Consider the following 22016-nt stretch of genomic DNA (forward strand, 5'->3'; position numbering starts at 1 on the left):
GGTCCCACTGTCCGTCCGATCCGCTCCGCCCGCGACGTGTGCGCTGCCGGCCGGTGGACCCGCCGGACCGCCGTCGCGGTTTGGCGGCGCCCTTGGCGAGGGCCGGATCAGAGCAGCGACCGTCCCATCAGCACGTCGTCGACGTACCGCCCGTCCAGGTGGAACTCCTGCGGCTGCACGCCCTCGACGACGAAGCCCTCGGACTCGTAGAGCCTGCGGGCCGCCGTGTTGGGGCCGAGGACGCGCAGGGTGATGCGGCGGGCGCCCAGGCGGCGGGCCTCCTCGACGGCGGCGCGCACCAGCGCGCGGCCGACGCCCCGGCCGCGGGCGGCGCCGTCGACGGCGAGGCCGCGGATCTGCCGTACGTGCGCGTTGGAGGCGAGCGGGGTGGGGAAGCCGAGGCGGACGTAGCCCACGAGGCGGCCGTCGGCCTCGGCGACCAGGTGGTCGCCGGGTCCGCAGGTCTCCCGGAAGAACGGCTCGTCCGGCCCCGGGCGCGGGCCGACGGCGTGCTGGTGCGACCAGGTCTCCCGGTCGAGTCGGCGCAGCGCCTCCTCGTCGTCGGGTTGGGCGGGGCGTATGCGTGTGGTGGGCATGCCGGTCACCGTACGGCCGGGCGCGAGGGTTCGTGGGGCGATCTCGGACGGTCACCGGCAGGATGGGCGCATGGAACGTTCCCGTGTCGCGGTGGCCGGCGCGTCCGGTCTCATCGGCAGCGCCCTGGTGCGGTCCCTGACCGCGGACGGGCACGAGGTGGTGCGCCTGGTGCGCCGTGCGCCCCGGGCGCCGGGCGAGGTGCGGTGGGACCCCGAGCGCGGGCAGGTGGACGCGGCCGGGCTCGCCGGGTGCGACGCCGTGGTGAACCTCGCGGGGGCCGGGATCGGCGACCGCCGCTGGAGCACGGCGTACAAGGACCGGATCCGCCGCAGCCGGGTCCTCGGCACGACGGCGCTGGCCGGGGCGCTGGCCCGGCTGGAGCCACGGCCGCGGGTCTTCGTCTGCGGCAGCGCGACCGGTTTCTACGGGGAGACCGGGGAGCGCGCCGTCGACGAGGGCGCGCCCCCGGGTGAGGGCTTCCTGCCCGCGCTGTGCGTGGAGTGGGAGGCCGCCGCGGCTCCCGTCCGGGAGGCGGGCGTGCGGACGGTGTTCACCCGGACCGGGCTGGTCGTCGCCCGCGGGGGCGGCGCCTGGGGGCGGCTGTTCCCGCTGTTCCGGGCGGGGCTGGGCGGGCGGCTGGGCGACGGGCGGCAGTACTGGTCGTTCATCGCGCTGCACGACGAGGTGGCGGCGATCCGCCACCTGATCGACCGGGACGACCTGTCCGGCCCGTTCAACCTGACCGCCCCGCACCCGCTGACGAACCGCGAGATCACCGCGGCCATGGGGCGCGTCCTGCGCCGGCCGGCGCTCCTCGCGGTGCCCGCGCCGGTGCTGCGGGCCGTGCTCGGCGAGCTGGCCGGCGAGGTGCTGGGCAGCGCGCGGGTGGTGCCGGCGCGCCTGCTGGAGTCGGGGTTCCGGTTCGCGTTCCCGGACATCGAGGGGGCGATCCGGGCGGCGGTGTGACCGCGTGACCGTGTCGCACCGCACCGCATCCAGCCGTGTCCTGGTCGCATACAAGCCTTATGCGACCGTCGTGCGACCGTGCTCTGCCTCTGTGCGACTGTTCCTGATCGATTGCAGTCCTACTCTCGTCCAGGTCTCGGGTATCCCGGGGGCCCGTTGGGGGCATGACGTCTTCAGCGGCCGCGCAACCTCGAGGAGGGGCACGTGCTTGAGCCCACGTACCAGGCGGACGTCGTCGTCGTGGGGGCCGGAGTCGCCGGACTCGCCGCGGCGCACCGGCTGACCGGCGCGGGAGTGCCGACCGTCGTCCTGGAGGCCGCCCATGGGGTGGGCGGCCGGATGGCGACCGAGAAGATCGACGGCTTCCGGCTCGACAGGATCGGACAACTGCTGTCCACGGCCTACCCCGAGCTGCGGCTCACTCCCGGGCTGGACGGCCTCGTGCTGCGGCCCTTCGCACCGGGGGTGCTGCTGCACAGCGACGGGCGCCGCCACCGCACGGGCGCCGTGGCGGGCACGGGAGGCCCCCGGGGCGCGCTCGCCGGAGGCACCAGGGGCGCGCTTCACGTCGTACGCGCCTTGGCGAGCGCGCCCAGGTCGGCGCCGGCGTCCAGGAGGCTCGCGTCCGCGCCGCGCCCGCACGGCGGGACGGCGCCGGCGCCCCGCGGCCGGGCGGGCGCTCCGCTGGGTTCCGTCGTCGACCAGGCCCGTCTCGGCGCCGCCCTCACCCGGCTCGCGGGCACGCCCGTCGACCGGCTGCTGGCCCGCCCGGAGCTGCCCGCCGCGCAGGCGCTCGCCTCCCGCGGCCTGCCCGCCCGCACGATCGACGGCTTCCTGCGCCCGCTGCTCGCCGCGCTGCTGTGCGATCCGGAGCTGACCGCCTCCAGCCGGTGCGCCGACCTCGCGCTGCGCGCCTTCGCGAGCGGACGGCTGTGCCTGCCGGAGGGCGGCGCGGAGGCCCTGCCCGAGCTGCTGGCGCGCACCCTGCCCCCGGGCACCGTGCACACCGGCGTCCGGGTCACCTCGGTGGCCGCCAACGCGGTGACGACCGCCGAGCACGGCGAGATCCGCTGCCGGGCCGTCCTGCTGGCGACCGACGCGCGGGCCGCCGCCGACCTGCTGCCCGGTCTGCGCGTGCCGGACTTCCACCCGGTGACGGTGGTGCACCACACCATGGACGAGCCGCCGGCGACCGGCGCCGCGCTCCTGCTCGACGCCGACCGCGGCGGCCCGGTCGCGCACACGGCGGTGGTCAGCCACGTCGACCCGGCGCGGGCCCCGGCCGGGCGGGCGCTGGTGTCCTCCACCGTCCTGGGCCCGCCGCCGCCCGGCGTCGACACCGCCGTACGGACGCACCTGTCGCGCCTGTACGGCCTGTCCACCTCCCGCTGGGAGACGCTCGCCGTGCACCACACCGCCGAGGCGGTGCCCGCGATGCGCCCGCCGCACGACCCGCGCCGGCCCGTGCGGCTGCTGGCGGGGCTGTACGTGTGCGGCGACCACCGCGACACCGGCACGGTGCAGGGCGCGCTGCACTCGGGGCACCGGGCGGCGGCGGCGGTCCTGGCGGACCTGGGGGCGGGCGGCTCGGCGCACACGGCCGATCCGCTGCCGACGGCCCGGGCGGCGTGACCGGGTCCCGGGCGGCGTCACCGGTCCGCACGGCACCGGCTCAGCCCAGCACCGCCACCTTGTCCCGGTACCCCCGCACCGGCGCCGCGTCCCGGTACGGCTCCAGCCGGCGCTCGAAGTCCCGGACGTACTCCGCCGCCCGTACCGACCGCATCTCCGCCGCCTGCCCGGCCGCCTCGGCGCCCAGCCGGCAGGCCTCGTCGAGTTCGCCCAGGCCGAGACGGGCGGTGGCGAGGACGACGCGGCAGAACAGGCGGCTGCGGGCGTAGGCGGGGGCGCGCAGTTGCAGGGAGCGCTCCGCGTACTGGGCGGCGGCGCGGAACTGCCGGAGGTCGCGGTGGCAGTGCGCGAACTCGTCGGCGAGCTGCGCCTCGTCGAAGAAGCGCGCCCAGTGCGGCACCTCGTCCCCGGGCCGGGCCGCCTCCAGGGCGCGCTCGGACCGCACCAGCGCGGCGGTGCAGGCCCGCACCTCGCCGAGCACCGCGTGCCCGCGCGCCTCGCAGGCGTGCAGCAGGCACTGCACCACGGACGGGACGCCGGTGCCGGCCCCCTGCTGGGCGACGCGGGCGAGCTGCACGGCCTCCCGTCCGTGCCCGAGGTAGACGGCCTGCCGGCTCATGGTGGCCAGGACGTAGGAGCCGTACGCCCGGTCGCCGGCGGCCTGCGCGAGCCGCAGCGCCTGCACGAAGTAGCGCTGCGCGAGGCCGTGGGCGGTGATGTCGTACGACGTCCAGCCCGCGAGCCGGGTCAGGTCGGCGGCGGCGGCGAACAGGCGGCGGCCGGTCTGCTCGCCGTAGGTGCCGCGCAGCATCGGCTCCAGTTCGTGCTCCAGGTAGCGCACGAGGGCCTGGCGGGCGTGGCCGCCGCCGTACATGTCGTCCAGGGCGCGGAACAGCTCGCCGACGGAGCGCAGCGCGGCGAGGTCGCCGGCGGTGACCCGCTGGCCGGGGGCGCGCTCGGCCGGGGTGCGCCGGCGGGGGGCGGGGTCCCCGTGCCCGGCCGGGGCCGGGGCCTTGGCGGTCGCGGGTGCGCGGCCCTGCGCCGGGATGCGGACGGGTGCCTCGCTACGGCCGACCTTCTCGTCGGCGCGGCCGATCAGCCAGTCCCGGCTGGGCACGACCAGGCCCGCCGGGGTGAACGCGATCTTGCGCAGTTCGGCGTGGCTGCCGGAATCCTTGCGCCACAGGCCGCTGACGATGTCGACGGCCTCCTCCGGGGAGGCGGCGAACTCCAGGCCCGCGTAGACGGGGGCGCAGGCGTCCAGCCCCAGGTCCTGGGCGGTGAGGCGGCGTCCGAGGCGCCGGGTGAAGACCTCGGCGATCAGGGCGGGGGTGGTGCCGCGGGGCTGCTGGCCGCGCAGCCACCGGGTGACGGACGTCTTGTCGTATCTCAGGTCCAGCCCGTGTTCGAGACCGAGCTGGTCGACGCGACGGGCGAGACCTGCGTTGGAGAACCCCGCTTCTGCGATGAGCGCGGCGAGCTGGCGGTTGGGAGTGCGCTGCGCGGGTCGTTCCGTCATCTGCGGTGCGGTCTCCTGCCTTCCAGGGCGAACATGCGCCCGGATTGCCTGCGAGCAGCCCTTACGGCCTGGTAACGGCGCGAATGTAGCGGAGAGTGAGCACGCCATCACAGAATTCGCCGATCATTCATCCGATCGTGTGAGGATGGGACCGGCGCCTGACGCCCCCGCCCGCGGCGGGCGCCACGAGGGCGGACGTACAGTGGCGTGGGCACGCTCCGTGCCTTACGTCTTTCCAGGGAGGCGCTTGCCGTGAGCGAGTTGCGGTTCGTCCGTATGGGGTTCGGGTCCGAGGCCGTCGAGTACCAGGAGGCGTGGGACGAGCAGCGCCGGGTGCACGCGGCGCGGTTCGCCGACGAGATCCCCGACACCGTGCTGCTCCTCGAACACCCGCCGGTCTACACGGCGGGCCGGCGCACGGCGGACGACGAACGCCCCCTCGACGGCACGCCCGTCATCGACGTGGACCGCGGCGGCAAGATCACCTGGCACGGCCCGGGCCAGCTCGTGGGTTACCCCATCCAGAAGCTCCCGCGCCCGGTGGACGTCGTGGCGCACGTACGGCGGCTGGAGGAGGCCCTGATCCGCACCTGCGCGGAGTTCGGCCTGGAGACGACCCGGGTGGAGGGCCGCAGCGGCGTGTGGGTGCTCGGCGACCCCGTCGAGCGGCGGCCCGCGCTCGGCGGCCTGTCCCTGGACTTCGACCCGCGCCTGCGCGACGAGGAGTTCGACCCCCGGCTCAACGGCCCGGAGTACGCCCCCTCCAACGCGGGCCAGCGGCGCGAGGACCGCAAGATCGCGGCCATCGGAATCCGGGTGGCCAAGGGCGTCACGATGCACGGCTTCGCGCTGAACGTGAACCCGGACAACGCCTGGTTCGACCGGATCATCCCGTGCGGGATCCGCGACGCGGGTGTCACCTCGCTGGCGAACGAGCTGGGCCGGGACGTCACGATCGACGAGGTGCTGCCGGTGGCGGAGCGGCACCTGCGGGACGTGCTGGAGAACGCCGAGCTCAAGCCGCGCGTGATCGAGAAGGCCTCCGCCTGACCGGCTCGCCCGGGCGGGGGAACGCACCCCGCGAACCCGGGGTCGGCCTCACGACGGGGCCGGTCGAACACGGGCGTACCCTGGTGTACGCCGAAGAATCGAAGTTAGGGAGCCGACGTGTCCGCAGTCGCACCCGACGGACGCAAGATGCTGCGCCTGGAGGTCCGCAACAGCCAGACCCCCATCGAGCGCAAGCCCGAGTGGATCAAGACCCGGGCGAAAATGGGTCCCGAGTACACGAAGATGCAGAACCTCGTGAAGAGCGAGGGCCTGCACACGGTCTGCCAGGAAGCCGGCTGCCCCAACATCTACGAGTGCTGGGAGGACCGCGAGGCCACCTTCCTCATCGGCGGTGACCAGTGCACCCGGCGCTGCGACTTCTGCCAGATCGACACCGGCAAGCCCGAGGCGCTCGACCGTGACGAGCCCCGCCGCGTCGGCGAGTCCGTGGTCGCCATGGACCTGAACTACGCCACCATCACCGGCGTCGCCCGCGACGACCTCCAGGACGGCGGTGCCTGGCTGTACGCCGAGACCGTGCGCCAGATCCACGCGCAGACCGCGGACCGCGAGGGCGGGCGCACCAAGGTCGAGCTGCTGGCCCCCGACTTCAACGCGGTCCCCGAGCAGCTCCAGGAGGTCTTCTCCTCCCGTCCGGAGGTCTTCGCGCACAACGTCGAGACGGTGCCGCGGATCTTCAAGCGGATCCGCCCGGGCTTCCGCTACGAGCGCTCCCTGAAGGTCATCACCGCGGCCCGCGACTACGGCCTGGTCACCAAGTCGAACCTGATCCTCGGCATGGGCGAGACCCGCGAGGAGGTCGTCGAGGCGCTCGGGCAGCTGCACGACGCCGGGTGCGAGCTGATCACCATCACGCAGTACCTGCGCCCGTCGGTGCGCCACCACCCGGTGGAGCGCTGGGTCAAGCCGCAGGAGTTCGTGGAGCTGAAGGAGGAGGCCGAGCGGATCGGTTTCTCCGGCGTGATGTCCGGCCCGCTGGTGCGCTCCTCGTACCGCGCCGGGCGCCTGTACCAGATGGCGATCGAGAAGCGCGGCACGTTCGCCGCCGCACAGGCCGTCTGAACCGGGCGCCCCGCGCAACCGTGTGAATCCAAGCACAAGAAACTACCGGCCGGTACCGGCCGGTGCGGCGCGGCCCTGACCGTCCTCGCAGATGAGGGCGTCCGTCAGGGCCGCGCCGTCGTTCGGCCCCCGCCCACCGGGGCTTCATGGGCGTTTGACCGGTCGGTCACGCCCTGGTAACACCAATCAGTGACCCTGATATCACGCCGTGTGCACCCGCACCCAGTGCCGTACCGAGGGGGGACCTCCACGATGCAGGCCGCACCCGTCCGCGCCACCGCGATCCCGTCGTTCACCACTGCCCTGCGGGCCGTCGAGTCGCTGCTCATGAGCGGCGGCCAGCGCACCGCCCGCCGCAACGCCTGGACGTCCGTCCTGGAGGACCGCCGCCGCGCCAAGGACCGGTTCGAGGCGGATCGGATCCTCCAGCAGGCGGTCGCCGCCCGCCGCTCCTGACCCCCCTCCCCGTCCCGCCGGGCACTGCCGTCGTCGGCGCCCTGGGGGCCACGTAGACTTCGTGGCATGGCGAGGAAGGACAACGCGGCGGAGGCCGCGAACCCCGGGCGACTGAAGCAGATCGCCCTGACCTACAAGATGACCCGCAAGGCCGACAAGAAGATCGGTCTTGTACTCGCGGCTGTCGGCATCATCACCTTCGGTGTCCTCCTCGCGATCGGTTTCTTGATCGGTCACCCCATCTATCTCGGCATCCTGGGCCTGCTGCTCGCCTTCCTCGCGACGGCGATCGTGTTCGGGCGCCGGGCCGAGCGAGCGGCCTTCGGGCAGATGGAGGGACAGCCGGGCGCCGCCGCGGCCGTGCTCGACAACATCGGCCGGGGCTGGACGACGACCCCCGCGGTGGCGATGAACCGCAACCAGGACGTGGTGCACCGCGCGGTCGGCAAGGCCGGCATCGTGCTGGTCGCCGAGGGCAACCCGAACCGGGTGAAGTCCCTGCTCGCCGCCGAGAAGAAGCGGATGAACCGGATCGTCGCCGACGTCCCCGTCCACGACCTGGTCGTGGGGACCGGCGAGGGTCAGGTGGAGCTGAAGAAGCTGCGCACCACCCTGCTCAAGCTGCCGCGCGTCCTGACCGGCCCGCAGGTCACCGCGACCAACGACCGGTTGCGCGCGCTGGGCGACCTGATGAGCAACATGCCGCTGCCGAAGGGCCCCATGCCCAAGGGCATGCGGCTGCCGAAGGGCGGACCGAGGGGCCGCTGACACCCCGCGTACGACGAAGGGGGCGCCCGGATCTCTCCGGGCGCCCCCTTCGTCGTACGCGGGTCGTCGTACGCGGGGGTGCGGGGGTCAGATCCGCACCTCGACCGTGCGCGCCAGCCGGTCGTGCAGGCCGCGGCCGTCGCGGTCCCAGATCAGGGCGGGGACCGCCAGGCACAGCAGCACCGAGCGCAGCAGGGCGCGCAGCGGGTTGACCCGGCCGGTGCCGAGTTCGACCACCCGCAGACCGAGCAGGCGCTTGCCCGGGGTGAAGCCGAGGGTGCCGACGGTCAGGACGCTCAGGACGAAGAAGATGACCAGCGCCCAGTTGGACGTCTCCTGGCCGTAGCCGTCCGTGATGAGTCCGTATGCGATCAAGAGGCACAGGAACCAGTCGACGGCCAGCGCGCCGATCCGCCGCCCGGGGCGGGCGATCGAGCCGGGTCCCTCCTCCGGCAGACCGAGCTCCCGGCCCCGGTACCCGAAGTCGGCACCGGCGTCCTCCATGGCCGCGCGCGGCCCGGACAGCCACGATCCGATTGCTTGCCTCTTGTCCACCCGTACACGGTACTGCGCCCGGGTATGACCGGGACGGCGAGGGGTACGCCGGAGCTACGGTGGAAGTGTCCGGACGGGTCCGCGGCGGGAGTCCGGTTAACTTCTGCGAAACAAACGGGTCACGCACGAGAAATCACCCGTCCTTAGGGTCGAGCGCAGCGTGTGCCACCCGCACTGGCCGCACGAACGATCTACCACCCCGGCGGCACGGTCGGGAGTAGGAGGAGCTGGATGTTCCAGAACGCCGACGAGGCCAAGAAGTTCATCGCGGACGAGGACGTCAAGTTCATCGATGTCCGTTTCTGCGACCTCCCGGGCGTGATGCAGCACTTCACGGTGCCCGCCGAGGCGTTCGACCCGGACGAGGAGCTCGCCTTCGACGGGTCCTCGATCCGCGGTTTCCAGGCCATTCACGAGTCCGACATGGCGCTGCGCGCGGACCTGTCGACCGCCCGGGTCGACCCGTTCCGCCGGGACAAGACGCTCAACGTCAACTTCTTCATCCACGACCCGATCACGGGCGAGCAGTACTCCCGCGACCCGCGGAACGTGGCGAAGAAGGCCGAGGCGTACCTGGCGTCGACCGGCATCGCGGACACCGCCTACTTCGGTCCCGAGGCCGAGTTCTACGTCTTCGACTCCGTGCGCTTCGCCACCGGCGCGAACGAGTCCTTCTACCACATCGACTCCGAGGCGGGCGCCTGGAACACCGGCGCCGTGGAGGACAACCGCGGGTACAAGGTCCGCTACAAGGGCGGCTACTTCCCGGTCCCGCCGGTCGACCACTTCGCCGACCTGCGCGCCGAGATCTCCCTGGAGCTGGAGCGGGCCGGCCTGAAGGTCGAGCGCCAGCACCACGAGGTGGGCACCGCCGGCCAGGCCGAGATCAACTACAAGTTCAACACGCTGCTCGCCGCCGCCGACGACCTCCAGCTCTTCAAGTACATCGTGAAGAACGTGGCGTGGAGGAACGGCAAGACGGCGACCTTCATGCCGAAGCCGATCTTCGGCGACAACGGTTCGGGCATGCACGTCCACCAGTCGCTGTGGAGCAACGGCGAGCCGCTCTTCTACGACGAGCAGGGCTACGCCGGCCTGTCCGACACCGCCCGCTACTACATCGGCGGCATCCTCAAGCACGCCCCGTCGCTGCTGGCCTTCACCAACCCGACGGTGAACTCCTACCACCGCCTGGTGCCGGGCTTCGAGGCGCCGGTGAACCTGGTGTACTCGCAGCGCAACCGCTCCGCCGCGATGCGCATCCCGATCACCGGCTCCAACCCGAAGGCCAAGCGCGTCGAGTTCCGCGCCCCGGACGCCTCCGGCAACCCGTACCTGGCCTTCTCGGCGCTGCTGCTGGCCGGCCTGGACGGCATCAAGAACAAGATCGAGCCGGCCGAGCCGATCGACAAGGACCTCTACGAGCTGGCTCCCGAGGAGCACGCCAACGTCGCGCAGGTCCCGACCTCCCTCGGCGCCGTCCTGGACCGCCTTGAGGCCGACCACGAGTTCCTCCTCCAGGGCGACGTGTTCACGCCGGACCTGATCGAGACCTGGATCGACTTCAAGCGCGCGAACGAGATCGCCCCGCTGCAGCTGCGTCCGCACCCGCACGAGTTCGAGCTGTACTTCGACGTCTAAAGGGCTGGGCTCGTTCCACATGAAGGCCGCCACCCCTCTCCGGGGTGGCGGCCTTCGCCGTGTGAACTCCGCACGGCGGACGGGGGGAGTCACTCGGCGGGCGGTTCGGGAATGCGCCAGATGATCCGGAAGCGCTCGGTGCCGATGAGCCTGAGCGGGCCCACGGGGCTGATCTGCTTGATCAGATAGCCGAAGACCATGTGCTGCGCCTCCTCCGATATCTCGTCCCAGGTTTCCGGAGTCACGGTCATCACCTCGCGCATCAGGCTCAGGTCCGACTCGTTCTCCAGCATCCTCGCCCGGTCGTCCCGATCCATCGTCTCGTCGGCGCGCATGGCCCGGATCGACGCCGCGAGGAGGTTCGGCTCCCGGCTCAGCCGCCGAAGGATCTCCTGGCAGCCATACCGGAAGGCCGCGGCCGCTTCCATGACCTCCCGGTCGGGATTGCGGTATCCGTACGGTGCGCCCTCGTCCGCCCCTACGTAGTCGCCCTTCAACACATGCAGCAAGACCCGCAGCGTGTGTTCGGCTCCCTGTTCCTCGATCTGCTTCACCATCATCCGGACCCAGTCGTCCTCCGACACCAGCGGTTCGTGAGGCACGGCAAGCGACGGGTGGATCTCGATGGCGTTGAAGGGGTTGACCAGGGCGCCCATCACCAGCTCCGGCGACCACTTGCCGTCCTCACCTCCCCAGCCACCGTTGACGAGTTCCTGGAACGATTTCAGCGCGCCCGCCTCCCCTTCACGGATCGCGCGCCACAGTGGCAGGAACCTGGCCGTCTCGGACTCCTTGTCCCGGGGCGGGCTGCACAGGCCGGCCAGGACCATGACGATGTCGTGGACGGTCTCCCAGCGCGGGACCCGTATCCCGTTGACAGCGGACCGCACGCTCTCATGGCTGGCCTCCGACAGCCGGTCGTCGCGGCTACGGATGAGCGCGCTCACCTTGCGAAAGCTCAACCGGCCTGCTGCGCGGTGCAGTTCCTGGAGTGCTGCGACCAGTTCCCGATGGGGGCCTTTGGGTTGCGGTGAGACATTGGCGGCGGCCACGCGGGGTCCTCCTCCCTGCTCGTGGTGTCAAGTTTCGCCAACACCGTAGAACCTCGGGCCCGAGTCGGGACAGCTTTCGTCAAGTTCGCCGCCGACCCGCCAAACCCGTGACTCGCGGCCGAATGGCCAGGTCAGCATGGAGAAGGCACCGATGGAATGCCGGTCTCCCAAGGAGTTGTCACGCATGCACATCCCTGCTTATGCCCATGACACGATTCGCGCTGCAATGCCCATCCGACCCACGTCTCGTCAGGTGGGCGGCTTGGACTGCTGCCTGTGTAACAAGCCGTTCGGCGAGAGCCTCGCGGCCATACCGCTCGGGCCGTCACCGACGTCCGGGCTGTTCGGGTGCCGTCCGTGTCTGACCCGGCTGGTCACCCGGGCCAGACGGGCCCGCGATGCCGCCGTGACCCAGGACGCCGAACGGGCCCGAGCGGAGGTCGCGGCCTGGCAGCCTGTGCGGAAGCGGTGCCTGGCCCGGCTTGACCGTGTGAGGGAGGCCGCAGAGGCCGTGGCCGGGCTGGCCCGGGACGGTGAGACGGAAGCACTACGGGTCGCCTGGCTGCTGATCTCACTGGAATCGGCGTATGCCTGGGTCCCCGACACCCCGGAGCCGCCCGCCTCGGTGGGGCGTGAAGACTCGGAGCTGAGGGACGGGACCTTCCGGCTCGACCTGGCCATGATCGCTGCTCGCGAGGCGGTGGCCGAGCGGCTCGCCTACCACCTGGTCAACGAGGCACAACTCGAAGAGCCGGAGATGTGTGAGGAACTGGAGTGCCCGGAAGGCTGCTCGGGACGCCATGACACCTCACACATCGATTGCGGGCCGGACGCCGTCTTCGAGGATCTGACGGAGCACGGGATCACCGTTGAGCAACCCGAACCCGAACCTCTGTCGGCCGGGCTCGCGGCGACCCTTGCGGGGAGGGCGAAGGGGGCCGAGGAGAAGCGCTTGCCTCTTCCCGGCATCGAGGAGCATGCCCCCGCCACCTTGGCGCAGGCCGGCGTCAATGCGGACGACACGGATGCGCTGGTGAGCGCGGCGGCGGTGGGTCTGGTCGCCGACGCCTGGCGTGAGGGGCCGCTGGAGATAATCCACACCGCCGACGACGGGCCGAGCAACGGGGAGATCTTCGCACAGAGCGTCGATCTGTACCGCAGAGCCCGTGCCGCGCTGATGGCCGCGCGGGACGACGGGCCAGAGGAACTCCTCAGGTTCATGGCCGTCGCCTCGGATCTGGACCTTCCATGGGCCGGCGGCTCGGGCTTCGCACTGCGGAAGGTGTCCGGCCCCTTGGCCGAGTTCGTCCAGCACGTCGGTGACCGGGTCTGGTTCACCGCGGAGGTGATGCGTGAGCAAGGCTGGCGCGCGGGGCTGCTGCACAGAGCTGCTTCGGCCGCGTTCAAGGCTCCTGCCCATTTCGGCATGCCGAGCTGGCACAACGCCGTCGCCAAGGTGATGGAACATCTCGCGGTGCTGGACCGATCAGACGCGCCCGAGGCACTGGCCAACCTCGCGGCGGTGGAGGCCGCGTTGCTCGAGGCACCCGACCGGCTGGGGGCGGCAGCCCTCGACTGGATCTCTCGCCAGACCGTACTCGCCTAGCTCGCCCGCCAACCCACCCGTCCACTGGCGGGCCTGAACCGACTGGCCCCCTCTCGGGGGTGGCGTTGAGTCACCCGGCTCGCGGAGAGTCGGTGGCGGCATTTTCCTACGGACCCCGGAACCACAGGACGCCGCGTAGGGGCGTGGTTCACCCGTCTCCGCATTTCGACACCAGTGGTTCACCAGGTGTGTGACCTGAAATGCCAGCCGGGGTGGCGTGAGGTTATCGACATGCTCACAAGCATCACCGGAACGCAGGACCGTACCCATACGGGACTCTTGAGCAAGCCCTGGCAAACCGCTAGCGGCACCGCCCTTCGTAACGGCACCCGTGGGTTGGACACCCACGCGGAGGAGCGACGAGGGCTTCGGCCCCTGCTGGTGCTCAGGGTTTTCAACCGTCCAAGGGCTTGGCAGCCTCACTGCGCGCACCGCGCCCTTGCCCGGCAAGGAGCGGAGGCCGCGCTGTGAAGTGGGACGACGTAACCCTCATCATCCTCGCCGCGTTCGGTTGCATCACGCTCCTGCTGACGCAGATCAGCGAAGTGCTGGCAAAGCTGCCGCAGATCATCCGCGCATGGCGACAAGTGCGGCACGAACTGAGCGGTGGCTCCGCCCCGGGTTCCCGAGGGTATCCGGCAGAGACCGCCCACTCGACCACAACCACGATCGAACCCAGCGACAGGGGCCGTGTCTCCGAAGAGGCCGAGACAGGACGAGGTGAAGACTGAGCCAATCGGCAAGCTCCGCCGGTGCGAGCCGTCCGGCGGCCCCCGCTCCCGCATCCCGGGACGGGGGCCGCTGTCGTGCGCACGGAAACCCCGCTTTCCTGCTTTACTGGCACGGCTGTTCGATCCAGGGGACGGGGAAAGGGATCGTCATGTCCGAACAGGACGACTGGGAGCGGGAGTTCGACCTCACGTGGGCGGACGGGGCCGAGCACAAGGAGCCCTCCGCACGGGCCCGGATGCTCGCCGCGCGGTGGAAGCACGACCCGCCCGGCCCGGTGCCGTTCCGCGCCGGTCCGGAGCCGGTGCGGGGGCGCCGGTCGTCGTGGGTGTCCACGGCGGTGGTCCTCGGGTGCGTGGCCGCGGTCATCCTGCTGCTGGGGTACGTCGACTTCCGGGCGCCCCACTGAGGGCCGTCGGCCGGGTCGGGGCGCGCGGGAACGAGTTGCCGGTCGGCGCCGGCGGGTGAGGTCCGGTACGTGCGGCCGCGGGGCGGAGCGAATCGGCGCGGACGGCGCGGAACGCCGGCGAGTGACGGCGACGCGGCGGACGCGCGCGCCGGACGACAGCCCCGGATCGCGCAAGCGCGGTGCCGGGCACCCCGCGCGGCGCGGGGTGCCCGGCACGGTCGTACGGCCGGCGGGCCTCAGCGGCCGTAGCGCATCAGGGCCCGGACCATGCGGCAGGTGGTGTCGGACGGCGGGTGGACGCCGATGAGCCGCGCGGCCTCCCGTATGGTCTCGTCGCGGGCCTGGCTCGGCAGGTGGACGCCGGAGTCGAGCAGGGCGATGGCGAGCCGCATCGCCTTGAGCCGGCGGTTGTGCGCGATGTACCACTCGCGGGGGCGGCCCGCCGGCAGCGGGCGCTTCATCACGGGCGCGTACGGCAGGTCGAGCTGGACGGGGCGGCGGGCGGTCGACTGGGTGGGCAACGGCTTGGACTTCACGGCGGCAGCGGGCACGGGCATCCTCCTGTCGCGGCCGGGGCACCGTCCGGACGACCCCGGCGACACCCTCGAACACTGCTTCAATTTTACGGTCCGGCACTGACAATCGCCCTGGCCACGGGGGCTTTCGGGGCTGCGGTGACGGGAGGGGGGAACGGGTTTTCCGCGCCCGGCGGGGGACCCGGCGAACGTACTGTGGGCGCATGGAGATCTGGATCAACCCGGCCTGTTCGAAGTGCCGCGGCGCCCTCGCCCTGCTCGACGCCGAGGGCGCCGACTACACCGTCCGCCGCTACCTGGAGGACGTGCCGAGCGAGGACGAGATCCGCGGCGTCCTCACCCGCCTCGGTCTCGAACCGTGGGACATCACCCGCACGCAGGAGGCCGCCGCCAAGGAGCTCGGCCTGAAGGACTGGCCCCGCGACGAGGCGTCCCGCGACCGCTGGGTCAGGGCCCTCGCCGAACACCCGAGGCTGATCCAGCGCCCCATCATCACGGCGGACGACGGCACGGCGGTCGTCGCCCGGACGGACGAGGCGGTGCGCGAGGCGCTGTCCCGCTGACGGACGGCGGGGACTCCTCGGCGGGCCCCCGGCAGAGGGGACGACGGGATTCGGCCGCCGGTGCCGAGGCGGCCGGCGAAGGGGCGGCGCCCTCGGCCCGCCGCCCCGCCTCGGCCGCTCCCCTCCCCCTCGGCCGGTGTCGTGCGCCCGCCGTCCCCGCGTCGTGAGGTGGGCCACACCACCCCCGGGTAACACGGGGTTCACATCCGGGCAATGGCCGGGAAACCCCCTGTTGACAGGCTGCCGGGCAGTTGAGGCGGCTCCCCGGTGCCGCAGCGCCGCAGCATCCGCGAGTGCGCGAGAACCACCCGAAGGAAGAGGCACCCGTGACCTTCAAGGCCGAGTACATCTGGATCGACGGCACCGCGCCGACGGCCAAGCTTCGTTCCAAGACGAAGATCATCGCGGGTGCCCCCGCCGGCCTGGACGCGCTGCCGCTGTGGGGCTTCGACGGGTCCTCCACCAACCAGGCCGAGGGCAACTCCTCGGACTGCGTGCTGAAGCCGGTCTTCTCCTGCCCCGACCCGATCCGCGGCGGCGACGACGTCCTGGTGCTGTGCGAGGTCCTCGACACCGACCTGACCCCGCACCCGAGCAACACCCGCGCCGAGCTGGCCGGGGTCGCCGCGCGGTTCGCCGCGCAGGAGCCGGTCTTCGGCATCGAGCAGGAGTACACCTTCTTCAAGGACGGCCACCCGCTCGGCTTCCCCAAGGGCGGTTTCCCGGCCCCGCAGGGCGGCTACTACTGCGGTGTCGGCTCCGACGAGATCTTCGGCCGCGACGTCGTCGAGGCCCACCTCGACAACTGCCTGAAGGCGGGTCTGGACATCTCCGGCATCAACGCCGAGGTCATGCCGGGCCAGTGGGAGTTCCAGGTCGGCCCGCTCGCCCCGCTGGAGGTCGCCGACCAGCTGTGGGTGGCCCGCTGGCTGCTCTACCGCACCGCCGAGGACTACGGCGTCGCCGCCACCCTCGACCCCAAGCCGGTCAAGGGCGACTGGAACGGCGCCGGCGCGCACACCAACTTCTCCACCAGGGCCATGCGCGAGGGATACGACGCGATCATCACCGCGTGCGAGTCGCTCGGCGAGGGTTCCAAGCCGCTGGACCACGTCAAGAACTACGGCGCCGGCATCGACGACCGCCTGACGGGGCTGCACGAGACCGCCCCGTGGGACCAGTACAGCTACGGCGTCTCCGACCGCGGCGCCTCGGTCCGCATCCCGTGGCAGGTCGAGAAGGACGGCAAGGGCTACATCGAGGACCGCCGCCCCAACGCCAACGTCGACCCCTACGTGGTGACCCGCCTGCTCGTCGACACCTGCTGCACGGCGCTGGAGAAGGCCGGCCAGGTCTGATCCGCCCGGTCCGTCCGCACGCGGGGGCGCCCACCTTTGAGGTGGGCGCCCCCGCGTGCGGACGGCGCCGGTTTCCGGACAGGCTCGCGTCCACGCAGTGAGAGCGGGGTCCTGCCGGGCCCCGCTCTCTGCTTCAATGGGGCCATGGCCAGCCTCCAGAACCTCATCACGCCGGGTCGCCATGACCTCGAGCCGTTCTGGCCTTCCCGTCAGCACCACGACTTCGACCGGGTGTGTCGCCGCGCGACGAACGCGCGGGCCCTCTGACAGCCGTACACCCGGCACCAGCCGTACGTACCGGCACCGGCCGATCACCCGGCCTCCGGCCCGCGCGCACCGCGTACGTCCTTCCCGGCGAGCCCGCCACGACCCGGCGGCCGCCGGTCTCCTCGACGAACCCCTCGCGCGAAAGAGCTGACCCCTCATGGCGACCACTGGCTCCCTGACCACTGCCACGCTCACCTCCACCCCCGCCCCGGCCCCGGTGACGGACGGCCCGCGGCACCGGCTGCGCTCCGTCGGCCGGGACGAGGCCGTCACCGTCGCCGACCTGCTGCCGCCCGGCGCCACCTGGCTGCCCGCGCCCCAGCACACCCTGCCCGCGCTGCCGGGGCAGCCGCCGATGGTCGGCTACCTGGTGCTGGTCCCCGCCGACCAGCAGCCGCCGTTCCCTGCGGCGGTGCCGGACCGGGCGCGGCCCGCCGGTGCCGGGTCCGGCGCGGACCCGCTGATCCGCGTCGACACCGTGCGCCGCACCGCGGTGGTCGACGGACGCGAACTCGATCTGACCTACCTGGAGTTCGAGCTGCTCGCGCATCTCGTCGCGCAGCCGCACCGGGTGCACACCCGGGACCAGCTGGTCACCACCGTATGGGGGTACGGCCACGTCGGTGACGGCCGCACCGTCGACGTCCACGTCGCCCGGCTGCGCCGCAAGCTGGGCCCCGAGCACCGGCGCGCGATCCAGACCGTGCGGCGGGTGGGGTACAAGTACGTTCCCCCGGCCGCCCGTTGACCTCTGCCGACGGCAAAGACCCGTGCCGTCCGGGTGCCGCGTCGGTCGGGACCGGCGGCATGGGACTGCCGGTCCCGGGCGGCGCCGAAGGGGACACGGAGCCGCCCGGCCGCCCGGAGGCGGCGGCGCGCTTCGCGGTCGGCGGGATGCTCGCCGACGCCCGAAGCACCCGGGCGCCGTCGCCGCCACGGCGGCCGGGCGCTCCGCTCGTGCCCGCCCCGCGTGTTCCTCCGCTCCCGCGCCCCGTCCCCTCCGGCGCACCGGGGAACGGCCCGCGTCCGAAAAGCCGGTGCCTTCACCCCTCCGCCCGTGCGAAGGTGTCCCGGTGGACGACGAGCACACCGACCGGACCTGGGACGACCGCGTGGCCGCCGCCTGGGCCGCCTTCGACGCCTACGGCGAGGACCGCGCCGCGGAGTTCCGCGCGGTGATCGACGCGCTGGCCGACGAGCTCCCCGAGGACAGCCCGCTCGGCCTGTTCGAGCGGGCCTGCGCCTGGGACTCGACGGGCCACTCGGAACGGGCCGTTCCCCTGTACCGGCGGGCGCTGGCCCGCGGACTGGGCGACGTCAGCGGCTACAAGGGCCGCCGGGCGAAGATCCAGCTGTCCAGCTCGCTGCGGAACATCGGCCGGCCGGAGGAGGGTGTCGAGCTGCTCACCCCCGAACTGGACGCCCCCTCGGATGAGTTGGACGACGCCGTACGGGCCGTGCTCGCGCTGTGCCTGGCGAGTCTCGGGCGCGACCGCGAGGGGCTGTCCCTCGTCCTGGGCGCCCTCTCCCGCCACCTGCCGCGCTACCGGCGGTCGATGGCGAACTACTCCCGGCTGCTCGTGGAACCGCGGGCGTGACGCCCCCGCCGCCGGGTGACCATCGGCCGGTCCGCTCGTTCTGCTGGGCGTGCAGCCACAGGATGTCGCCCCGAGTCCCGCACCGTCCGCCACCGCCCCGGCCGTCGACGTCGAACGGGCCGAGGCCGCGCTCGTCGAGCACTACCCGCGGCTGGTCCGGCTCGCCTACCTGGTCCTGCCACCGGGCCTGGGCCGCAGCCGCCGCGTCCTGACCGCGCACGCCCTCACCCAGCGCGCGCTGCCCCGGGGCGGCACCGAGACGCCCGTGGTCCCGTCCCAGACGGCCGGGCGCGAGACCGACCCGGGCTACGCCTGCCTCCGCCTGCGGGTGCTGCGTACGGCGCTGGAGGCGGGCCTGCCGCTGAGGCGCCGGGCGTGGCCCAAGCGGTCCCAGCTGCCGCCGCTGCTGCCCCGGGTGTGGGGCCTGAAGCTCTTCCCCCGCTCCGGCGGCGCCGACGAACTCGCCCTGGACCAGCGGCTGGCCGCCCTGTCCGGGCCCGGCCGGGCCGCGTACGCGCTGCGCGGCCTGGAGAGGCTGCCCGACGGTGACGTCCGCGGGACGCTCGCCGCGGCGGGCGTCACCGACGTGGACGCCGCACTGGGCGAGGCGGAGACGGTCCCCGGCTCGTACGCCCTGCTGGACTCCCCCGAGTTCGACCCCTGCTCGCTGGTGGCGCGGCCGACCGACCTGATGCGGCGCCGGCGGCGCGGGAAGGCCGCGCTGGTGGCGGTGGCGGCCCTGGCCGCGTGCGGGACGCTGCTCGGCCTGCCCGGCGACGGCTGGGGCCCCGACGGCGCCGCCGCCCCGCCGTACGCGCGCAACCCCGCGGCCCAGGCCGCCCTCGACCCCGGCCGGCTGACCAGGGCCGCCCCCGGCGCCTGGCGGACCTCCGCCCGCACCGACTTCTCCGTGTGGCCGGCCCGCGGGGACCTCACCGGCGACCGGGCCCTGCTGCGCCGCGCCCTCGCGGTGTGGGCCCGCCCCGGTGGGACCGTGCGGGTCTCGGCGACGCCGGGCACCGCGACCGGCGGCCCGGCCGGCCCGCCGCAGCTCCTGTACGCCGGGAACGTCGACGGCGCGCGCGTGGTGATCCTCTACGACGGCCTGCGCCTGGCCCGGTACGCCGAACCGCGGCAGGGCACGGCGGGCGCGGCCCTGGACTTCGCGCGGGTCGACGGCGCGCGCCGGGCCGAGGCGGGCGCGGTGGTCCTCGGCCGCAGCGACGGCAACGTCCGCTACCTGACGGCGCCCTGGGTGACGGGGGCCGCCGAGCGGGACCTGACCGACCCGGGGTCCGGCACGATGGACCTGACCCTGACCGACGGGGTGACCTCGCCGCTGGCCAGTCCCGTCCGGCGGGACGGCGCGTGCACGTCGTGGAACGCACTGCAGCTGGTCGACGGCTCCACCACGCGTGTGATGGCCGACCTCGGGGAGCTGGTGCCCGCCCGCCTGACCACCGGGCGGCCGGGCTCGGTCCGGGAGGCCTCCGGTGCCGAGGCGCTGCGCACCTGGGCGCCGTACGCCTGCTCGCTGGGCGCGGTGCTCGGGCAGGGCGTGCGGACGGTGAACGCCTGGGAGTTCGCCGAGCAGCCGCTGCCGGAGGCGAGCGCGGGCGGGGGTGGCGCGGCGCAGTGGGTGTGCACGCGGGCCGAGACCTGGCGGGGCCGCGGGGCGCGGGCGCTGGCCCAGTTCCGCGCGCCGGGCGACCGGTACGGGGCGGTGGCGGCCAAGGCCGCGGACGTACCGGCGTGCGGCGCGCGCGATCCGCACGTGCTGGCCGGGGTGCTGTGGAAGTCGCAGGCGGGCAACTGGTACCTGCTGGCCGCCGGCAGCCGCGACACGGGGTCGGTCAGGGCGACGGGCGGCATCGACGCCTCCTCGGACGGCAACCTGCTGACGGCGCGGGCGGAGCGGGGGGCGCGGGCGGAGCTGGAGGGCACCCTGGAGGACGGGCGGCGGGTCGGCGGACTGCGGTGAGGCGATCCCTCCGCCACCCGCGCCGGGGAGCCGCCGGCCGGCACCGGTGCCGCCGAGGAGGTCCCGTCCCTCGTCCTCACGGCGGGCGGCACCGTGATCACGCCCGCCCCGCCGATGCCGCGGGCGTTGCCGACGGGGACGGAACGGCGCTCGGAACCACCCCGTGCCGGGAACGTTCCACGCCGCGCGCGGGTCGCCGGTGCGGCGGGGGTCCGGGGCGGGCCGCGGCGCAGCGGGCGTGCGGTGGCGGTCGCGGCGGATGCCGGAAGGGAGGGACGACCGTCGGGGCGAGCCGCTGACCGGCGCGCACCGGTCGGATCGGGCCGGTTCCGAGGCCGAATCCGATCGGTAAGGTGTTCGCATGACTACCGGGGTACGCCGCCGCATGGGCGTCGAGGAGCGGCGGCAGCAGTTGATCGGCATCGCGCTGGAACTGTTCAGCCGCCGCTCGCCCGACGAGGTCTCCATCGACGAGATAGCGTCGGCCGCGGGCATCTCGCGCCCGCTCGTCTACCACTACTTCCCCGGCAAACTCAGCCTCTACGAGGCCGCACTCAAGCGCGCCGCGGAGGATCTGGCGGGCCGGTTCACGCAGCCGTACGACGGGCCGCTGGGGGCGTGGTCGCTGCGGGTGATGGGCCGCTTCTTCGACTTCGTCGACGAACACGGCCCCGGCTTCTCGGCGCTCATGCGCGGCGGCCCGGCGGTCCCGGCGGGCGCCGCCTGCTCCCTCGGCTCCGCCTCGGCGGCGTGCGCGCTCATCGACTCCGTACGGCAGGCCGCGTACACCGCGTTGCTGTCGCACCTGGGGGTGACGGATCCGCCGGCGCGGCTGGAACTGGTCGTCCGCTCGTGGCTCTCGCTGGTCGAGTCGACGGCGCTGATCTGGCTGGACGGCCGGCGCGTCCCGCGCGCCGAACTGGAGGTCCAGCTCGTGCACGATCTGGCCGCGCTGCTGGCGGTGAGCGCCGCCCACGACCGGGAGACGGACGCGCTGCTGCGCCGCGTCCTCGCGGACGAGCCGGCCGACAGCCCCTTCCGGGACCTGACCGCCCGGCTCGCCGCGCTGGTCCCCTAGGGCCTCTCGTTCGGATCATGCCGGGCTCGCGGGGCCTGGTGCCGTGCCTCGCCGCGTTGTCGTCGGTTGCCATGGCGCCCTTCTCCGCCTTGCGGTGCACGGCACCAGGTCCCGCTCCCTGATCCGACCTGATCCAAACGAAAGACCCTGGACGGCCCGGTTTCTAGGCCTCCGTCTCGAACTTCCGGTACGACGGGTCGAGGTCGCGTACCTCGGCGGAGGCGTGCAGGGCGATGCCGCCGGCCGGCTCGACGTGCTGCCGCAGCAGTTCCAGCACGGCCTCGGTGAGCCGGGCCTTGGTCTCCTCGGTGCGGCCCGCGAGCAGCCCCAGGGTGACGTGCACGACGGCGTGCCCCTCGGTGTCCGGGCCGACCGTGGTGTCCTCGGTGCGGCGGAACTGCGTCTTGCACGCGGGCGGCTTGGCCGCCGCGATGTCGACCACGGCGGTGTGCAGGGCCCGCGCGAACGCGGGCCGGTCGAAGTCGTCCGCCAGTTCGGCGGAGTAGTCGACGGTGATCTGCGGCATGAGCCCTCCTGTTCGTGAACGGCAGGGCTCACCCTAGCCGTGCGTC

The 22016-nt window shown here is 73.3% G+C and carries 23 protein-coding genes; 17 read left to right on the forward strand and 6 right to left on the reverse strand.

Translation table 11 applies throughout. The features are described 5' to 3' along the window. Positions 1–107 precede the first annotated feature (107 nt). On the reverse strand, positions 108–596 hold the full coding sequence (locus tag ACSU6Z_RS07565) for an N-acetyltransferase family protein (RefSeq protein WP_437044054.1): 489 nt from the start codon (positions 594–596) through the stop codon (positions 108–110). Between the two features lie 70 nt (positions 597–666). Between ACSU6Z_RS07565 and ACSU6Z_RS07570 the strand changes: the two genes are divergently transcribed. Continuing rightward, positions 667–1563 carry a TIGR01777 family oxidoreductase gene (locus ACSU6Z_RS07570; protein ID WP_437044056.1) on the forward strand — a complete coding sequence of 299 codons (897 nt, stop codon included), beginning with the start codon at positions 667–669 and terminating at the stop codon, positions 1561–1563. A gap of 204 nt (positions 1564–1767) precedes the next feature. After that, complete coding sequence (locus ACSU6Z_RS07575) at positions 1768–3195, forward strand: NAD(P)/FAD-dependent oxidoreductase (RefSeq protein WP_437044058.1); 1428 nt, start codon at positions 1768–1770, stop codon at positions 3193–3195. A 40-nt stretch (positions 3196–3235) separates the two neighbouring features. On the opposite strand, the gene ACSU6Z_RS07580 is transcribed toward ACSU6Z_RS07575, so the two are convergent. Beyond that, positions 3236–4714: a regulator gene (locus ACSU6Z_RS07580; RefSeq protein ID WP_437044060.1), complete on the reverse strand. Its 1479-nt coding sequence runs from the start codon at positions 4712–4714 to the stop codon at positions 3236–3238. Between the two features lie 207 nt (positions 4715–4921). Between ACSU6Z_RS07580 and lipB the strand changes: the two genes are divergently transcribed. The 4 genes from lipB to ACSU6Z_RS07600 all read left to right on the forward strand — a co-directional run bounded on the left by lipB (position 4922) and on the right by ACSU6Z_RS07600 (position 8071). After that, positions 4922–5764 (forward strand): lipoyl(octanoyl) transferase LipB, encoded by an 843-nt coding sequence (lipB, locus tag ACSU6Z_RS07585; RefSeq protein WP_437044062.1) that lies wholly within the window; start codon positions 4922–4924, stop codon positions 5762–5764. 117 nt (positions 5765–5881) lie between these two features. Next, positions 5882–6847, forward strand: a complete 966-nt coding sequence (gene lipA, locus ACSU6Z_RS07590; protein WP_437044064.1) for a lipoyl synthase — start codon at positions 5882–5884, stop codon at positions 6845–6847. 252 nt (positions 6848–7099) lie between these two features. Next, positions 7100–7303, forward strand: a complete 204-nt coding sequence (locus ACSU6Z_RS07595; protein WP_437044066.1) for an SCO2195 family GlnR-regulated protein — start codon at positions 7100–7102, stop codon at positions 7301–7303. A gap of 66 nt (positions 7304–7369) precedes the next feature. Continuing rightward, positions 7370–8071 carry a DUF4191 domain-containing protein gene (locus tag ACSU6Z_RS07600; protein WP_437044068.1) on the forward strand — a complete coding sequence of 234 codons (702 nt, stop codon included), beginning with the start codon at positions 7370–7372 and terminating at the stop codon, positions 8069–8071. Positions 8072–8158: 87 nt separating this feature from the next. Here the strand turns inward: ACSU6Z_RS07600 and ACSU6Z_RS07605 are convergent, their stop codons facing one another. Then, on the reverse strand, positions 8159–8626 hold the full coding sequence (locus tag ACSU6Z_RS07605; RefSeq protein ID WP_437044070.1) for an RDD family protein: 468 nt from the start codon (positions 8624–8626) through the stop codon (positions 8159–8161). Positions 8627–8857: 231 nt separating this feature from the next. On the opposite strand from ACSU6Z_RS07605, the gene glnA reads away from it, so the two are divergent. Then, positions 8858–10267, forward strand: a complete 1410-nt coding sequence (gene glnA, locus ACSU6Z_RS07610) for a type I glutamate--ammonia ligase (RefSeq protein ID WP_437044072.1) — start codon at positions 8858–8860, stop codon at positions 10265–10267. 89 nt (positions 10268–10356) lie between these two features. Here the strand turns inward: glnA and ACSU6Z_RS07615 are convergent, their stop codons facing one another. Beyond that, positions 10357–11319 carry a hypothetical protein gene (locus tag ACSU6Z_RS07615; protein ID WP_437044075.1) on the reverse strand — a complete coding sequence of 321 codons (963 nt, stop codon included), beginning with the start codon at positions 11317–11319 and terminating at the stop codon, positions 10357–10359. Positions 11320–11725: 406 nt separating this feature from the next. On the opposite strand from ACSU6Z_RS07615, the gene ACSU6Z_RS07620 reads away from it, so the two are divergent. The 3 genes from ACSU6Z_RS07620 (at position 11726) to ACSU6Z_RS07630 (ending at position 14063) form a co-directional block, all read left to right on the forward strand. Further along, a complete protein-coding gene (locus ACSU6Z_RS07620) occupies positions 11726–12925 on the forward strand; it encodes a hypothetical protein (RefSeq protein WP_437044077.1) in 1200 nt (399 codons plus the stop codon). 467 nt (positions 12926–13392) lie between these two features. Beyond that, the gene (locus ACSU6Z_RS07625) at positions 13393–13656 is read left to right on the forward strand and encodes a hypothetical protein (protein ID WP_437044079.1); all 264 of its coding nucleotides are present in this window, start codon (positions 13393–13395) and stop codon (positions 13654–13656) included. Between the two features lie 149 nt (positions 13657–13805). Continuing rightward, the gene (locus tag ACSU6Z_RS07630) at positions 13806–14063 is read left to right on the forward strand and encodes a hypothetical protein (protein ID WP_437044081.1); all 258 of its coding nucleotides are present in this window, start codon (positions 13806–13808) and stop codon (positions 14061–14063) included. A gap of 236 nt (positions 14064–14299) precedes the next feature. Here ACSU6Z_RS07630 and ACSU6Z_RS07635 read toward each other — a convergent pair whose 3' ends face one another. Next, positions 14300–14614, reverse strand: a complete 315-nt coding sequence (locus ACSU6Z_RS07635) for a hypothetical protein (protein ID WP_437044083.1) — start codon at positions 14612–14614, stop codon at positions 14300–14302. A 188-nt stretch (positions 14615–14802) separates the two neighbouring features. Here ACSU6Z_RS07635 and ACSU6Z_RS07640 point away from each other — a divergent pair, with 188 nt between their 5' ends. The 7 genes from ACSU6Z_RS07640 (at position 14803) to ACSU6Z_RS07670 (ending at position 21444) form a co-directional block, all read left to right on the forward strand. After that, a complete protein-coding gene (locus tag ACSU6Z_RS07640; RefSeq protein WP_437044086.1) occupies positions 14803–15162 on the forward strand; it encodes an arsenate reductase family protein in 360 nt (119 codons plus the stop codon). A gap of 326 nt (positions 15163–15488) precedes the next feature. Continuing rightward, entirely contained in the window at positions 15489–16520 is a 1032-nt protein-coding gene (gene glnII / locus ACSU6Z_RS07645; protein ID WP_437044088.1) for a glutamine synthetase, read from the forward strand. A gap of 144 nt (positions 16521–16664) precedes the next feature. After that, positions 16665–16787: a hypothetical protein gene (locus tag ACSU6Z_RS07650; RefSeq protein WP_437044090.1), complete on the forward strand. Its 123-nt coding sequence runs from the start codon at positions 16665–16667 to the stop codon at positions 16785–16787. Between the two features lie 157 nt (positions 16788–16944). Then, positions 16945–17535 (forward strand): winged helix-turn-helix domain-containing protein, encoded by a 591-nt coding sequence (locus ACSU6Z_RS07655; protein ID WP_437044092.1) that lies wholly within the window; start codon positions 16945–16947, stop codon positions 17533–17535. Between the two features lie 325 nt (positions 17536–17860). Further along, positions 17861–18385, forward strand: coding sequence for a tetratricopeptide repeat protein (locus tag ACSU6Z_RS07660; protein WP_437044094.1), 525 nt, complete (start codon positions 17861–17863; stop codon positions 18383–18385). Positions 18386–18434: 49 nt separating this feature from the next. Then, positions 18435–20366, forward strand: a complete 1932-nt coding sequence (locus ACSU6Z_RS07665; protein ID WP_437044096.1) for a hypothetical protein — start codon at positions 18435–18437, stop codon at positions 20364–20366. Between the two features lie 361 nt (positions 20367–20727). Continuing rightward, positions 20728–21444 carry a TetR/AcrR family transcriptional regulator gene (locus ACSU6Z_RS07670; protein ID WP_437044098.1) on the forward strand — a complete coding sequence of 239 codons (717 nt, stop codon included), beginning with the start codon at positions 20728–20730 and terminating at the stop codon, positions 21442–21444. A 163-nt stretch (positions 21445–21607) separates the two neighbouring features. On the opposite strand, the gene ACSU6Z_RS07675 is transcribed toward ACSU6Z_RS07670, so the two are convergent. After that, on the reverse strand, positions 21608–21970 hold the full coding sequence (locus ACSU6Z_RS07675; RefSeq protein ID WP_437044100.1) for a 5-carboxymethyl-2-hydroxymuconate Delta-isomerase: 363 nt from the start codon (positions 21968–21970) through the stop codon (positions 21608–21610). Positions 21971–22016: the final 46 nt, after the last annotated feature.

This window comes from Streptomyces sp. enrichment culture, assembly GCF_964273145.1.
GTDB lineage: Bacteria > Actinomycetota > Actinomycetes > Streptomycetales > Streptomycetaceae > Streptomyces.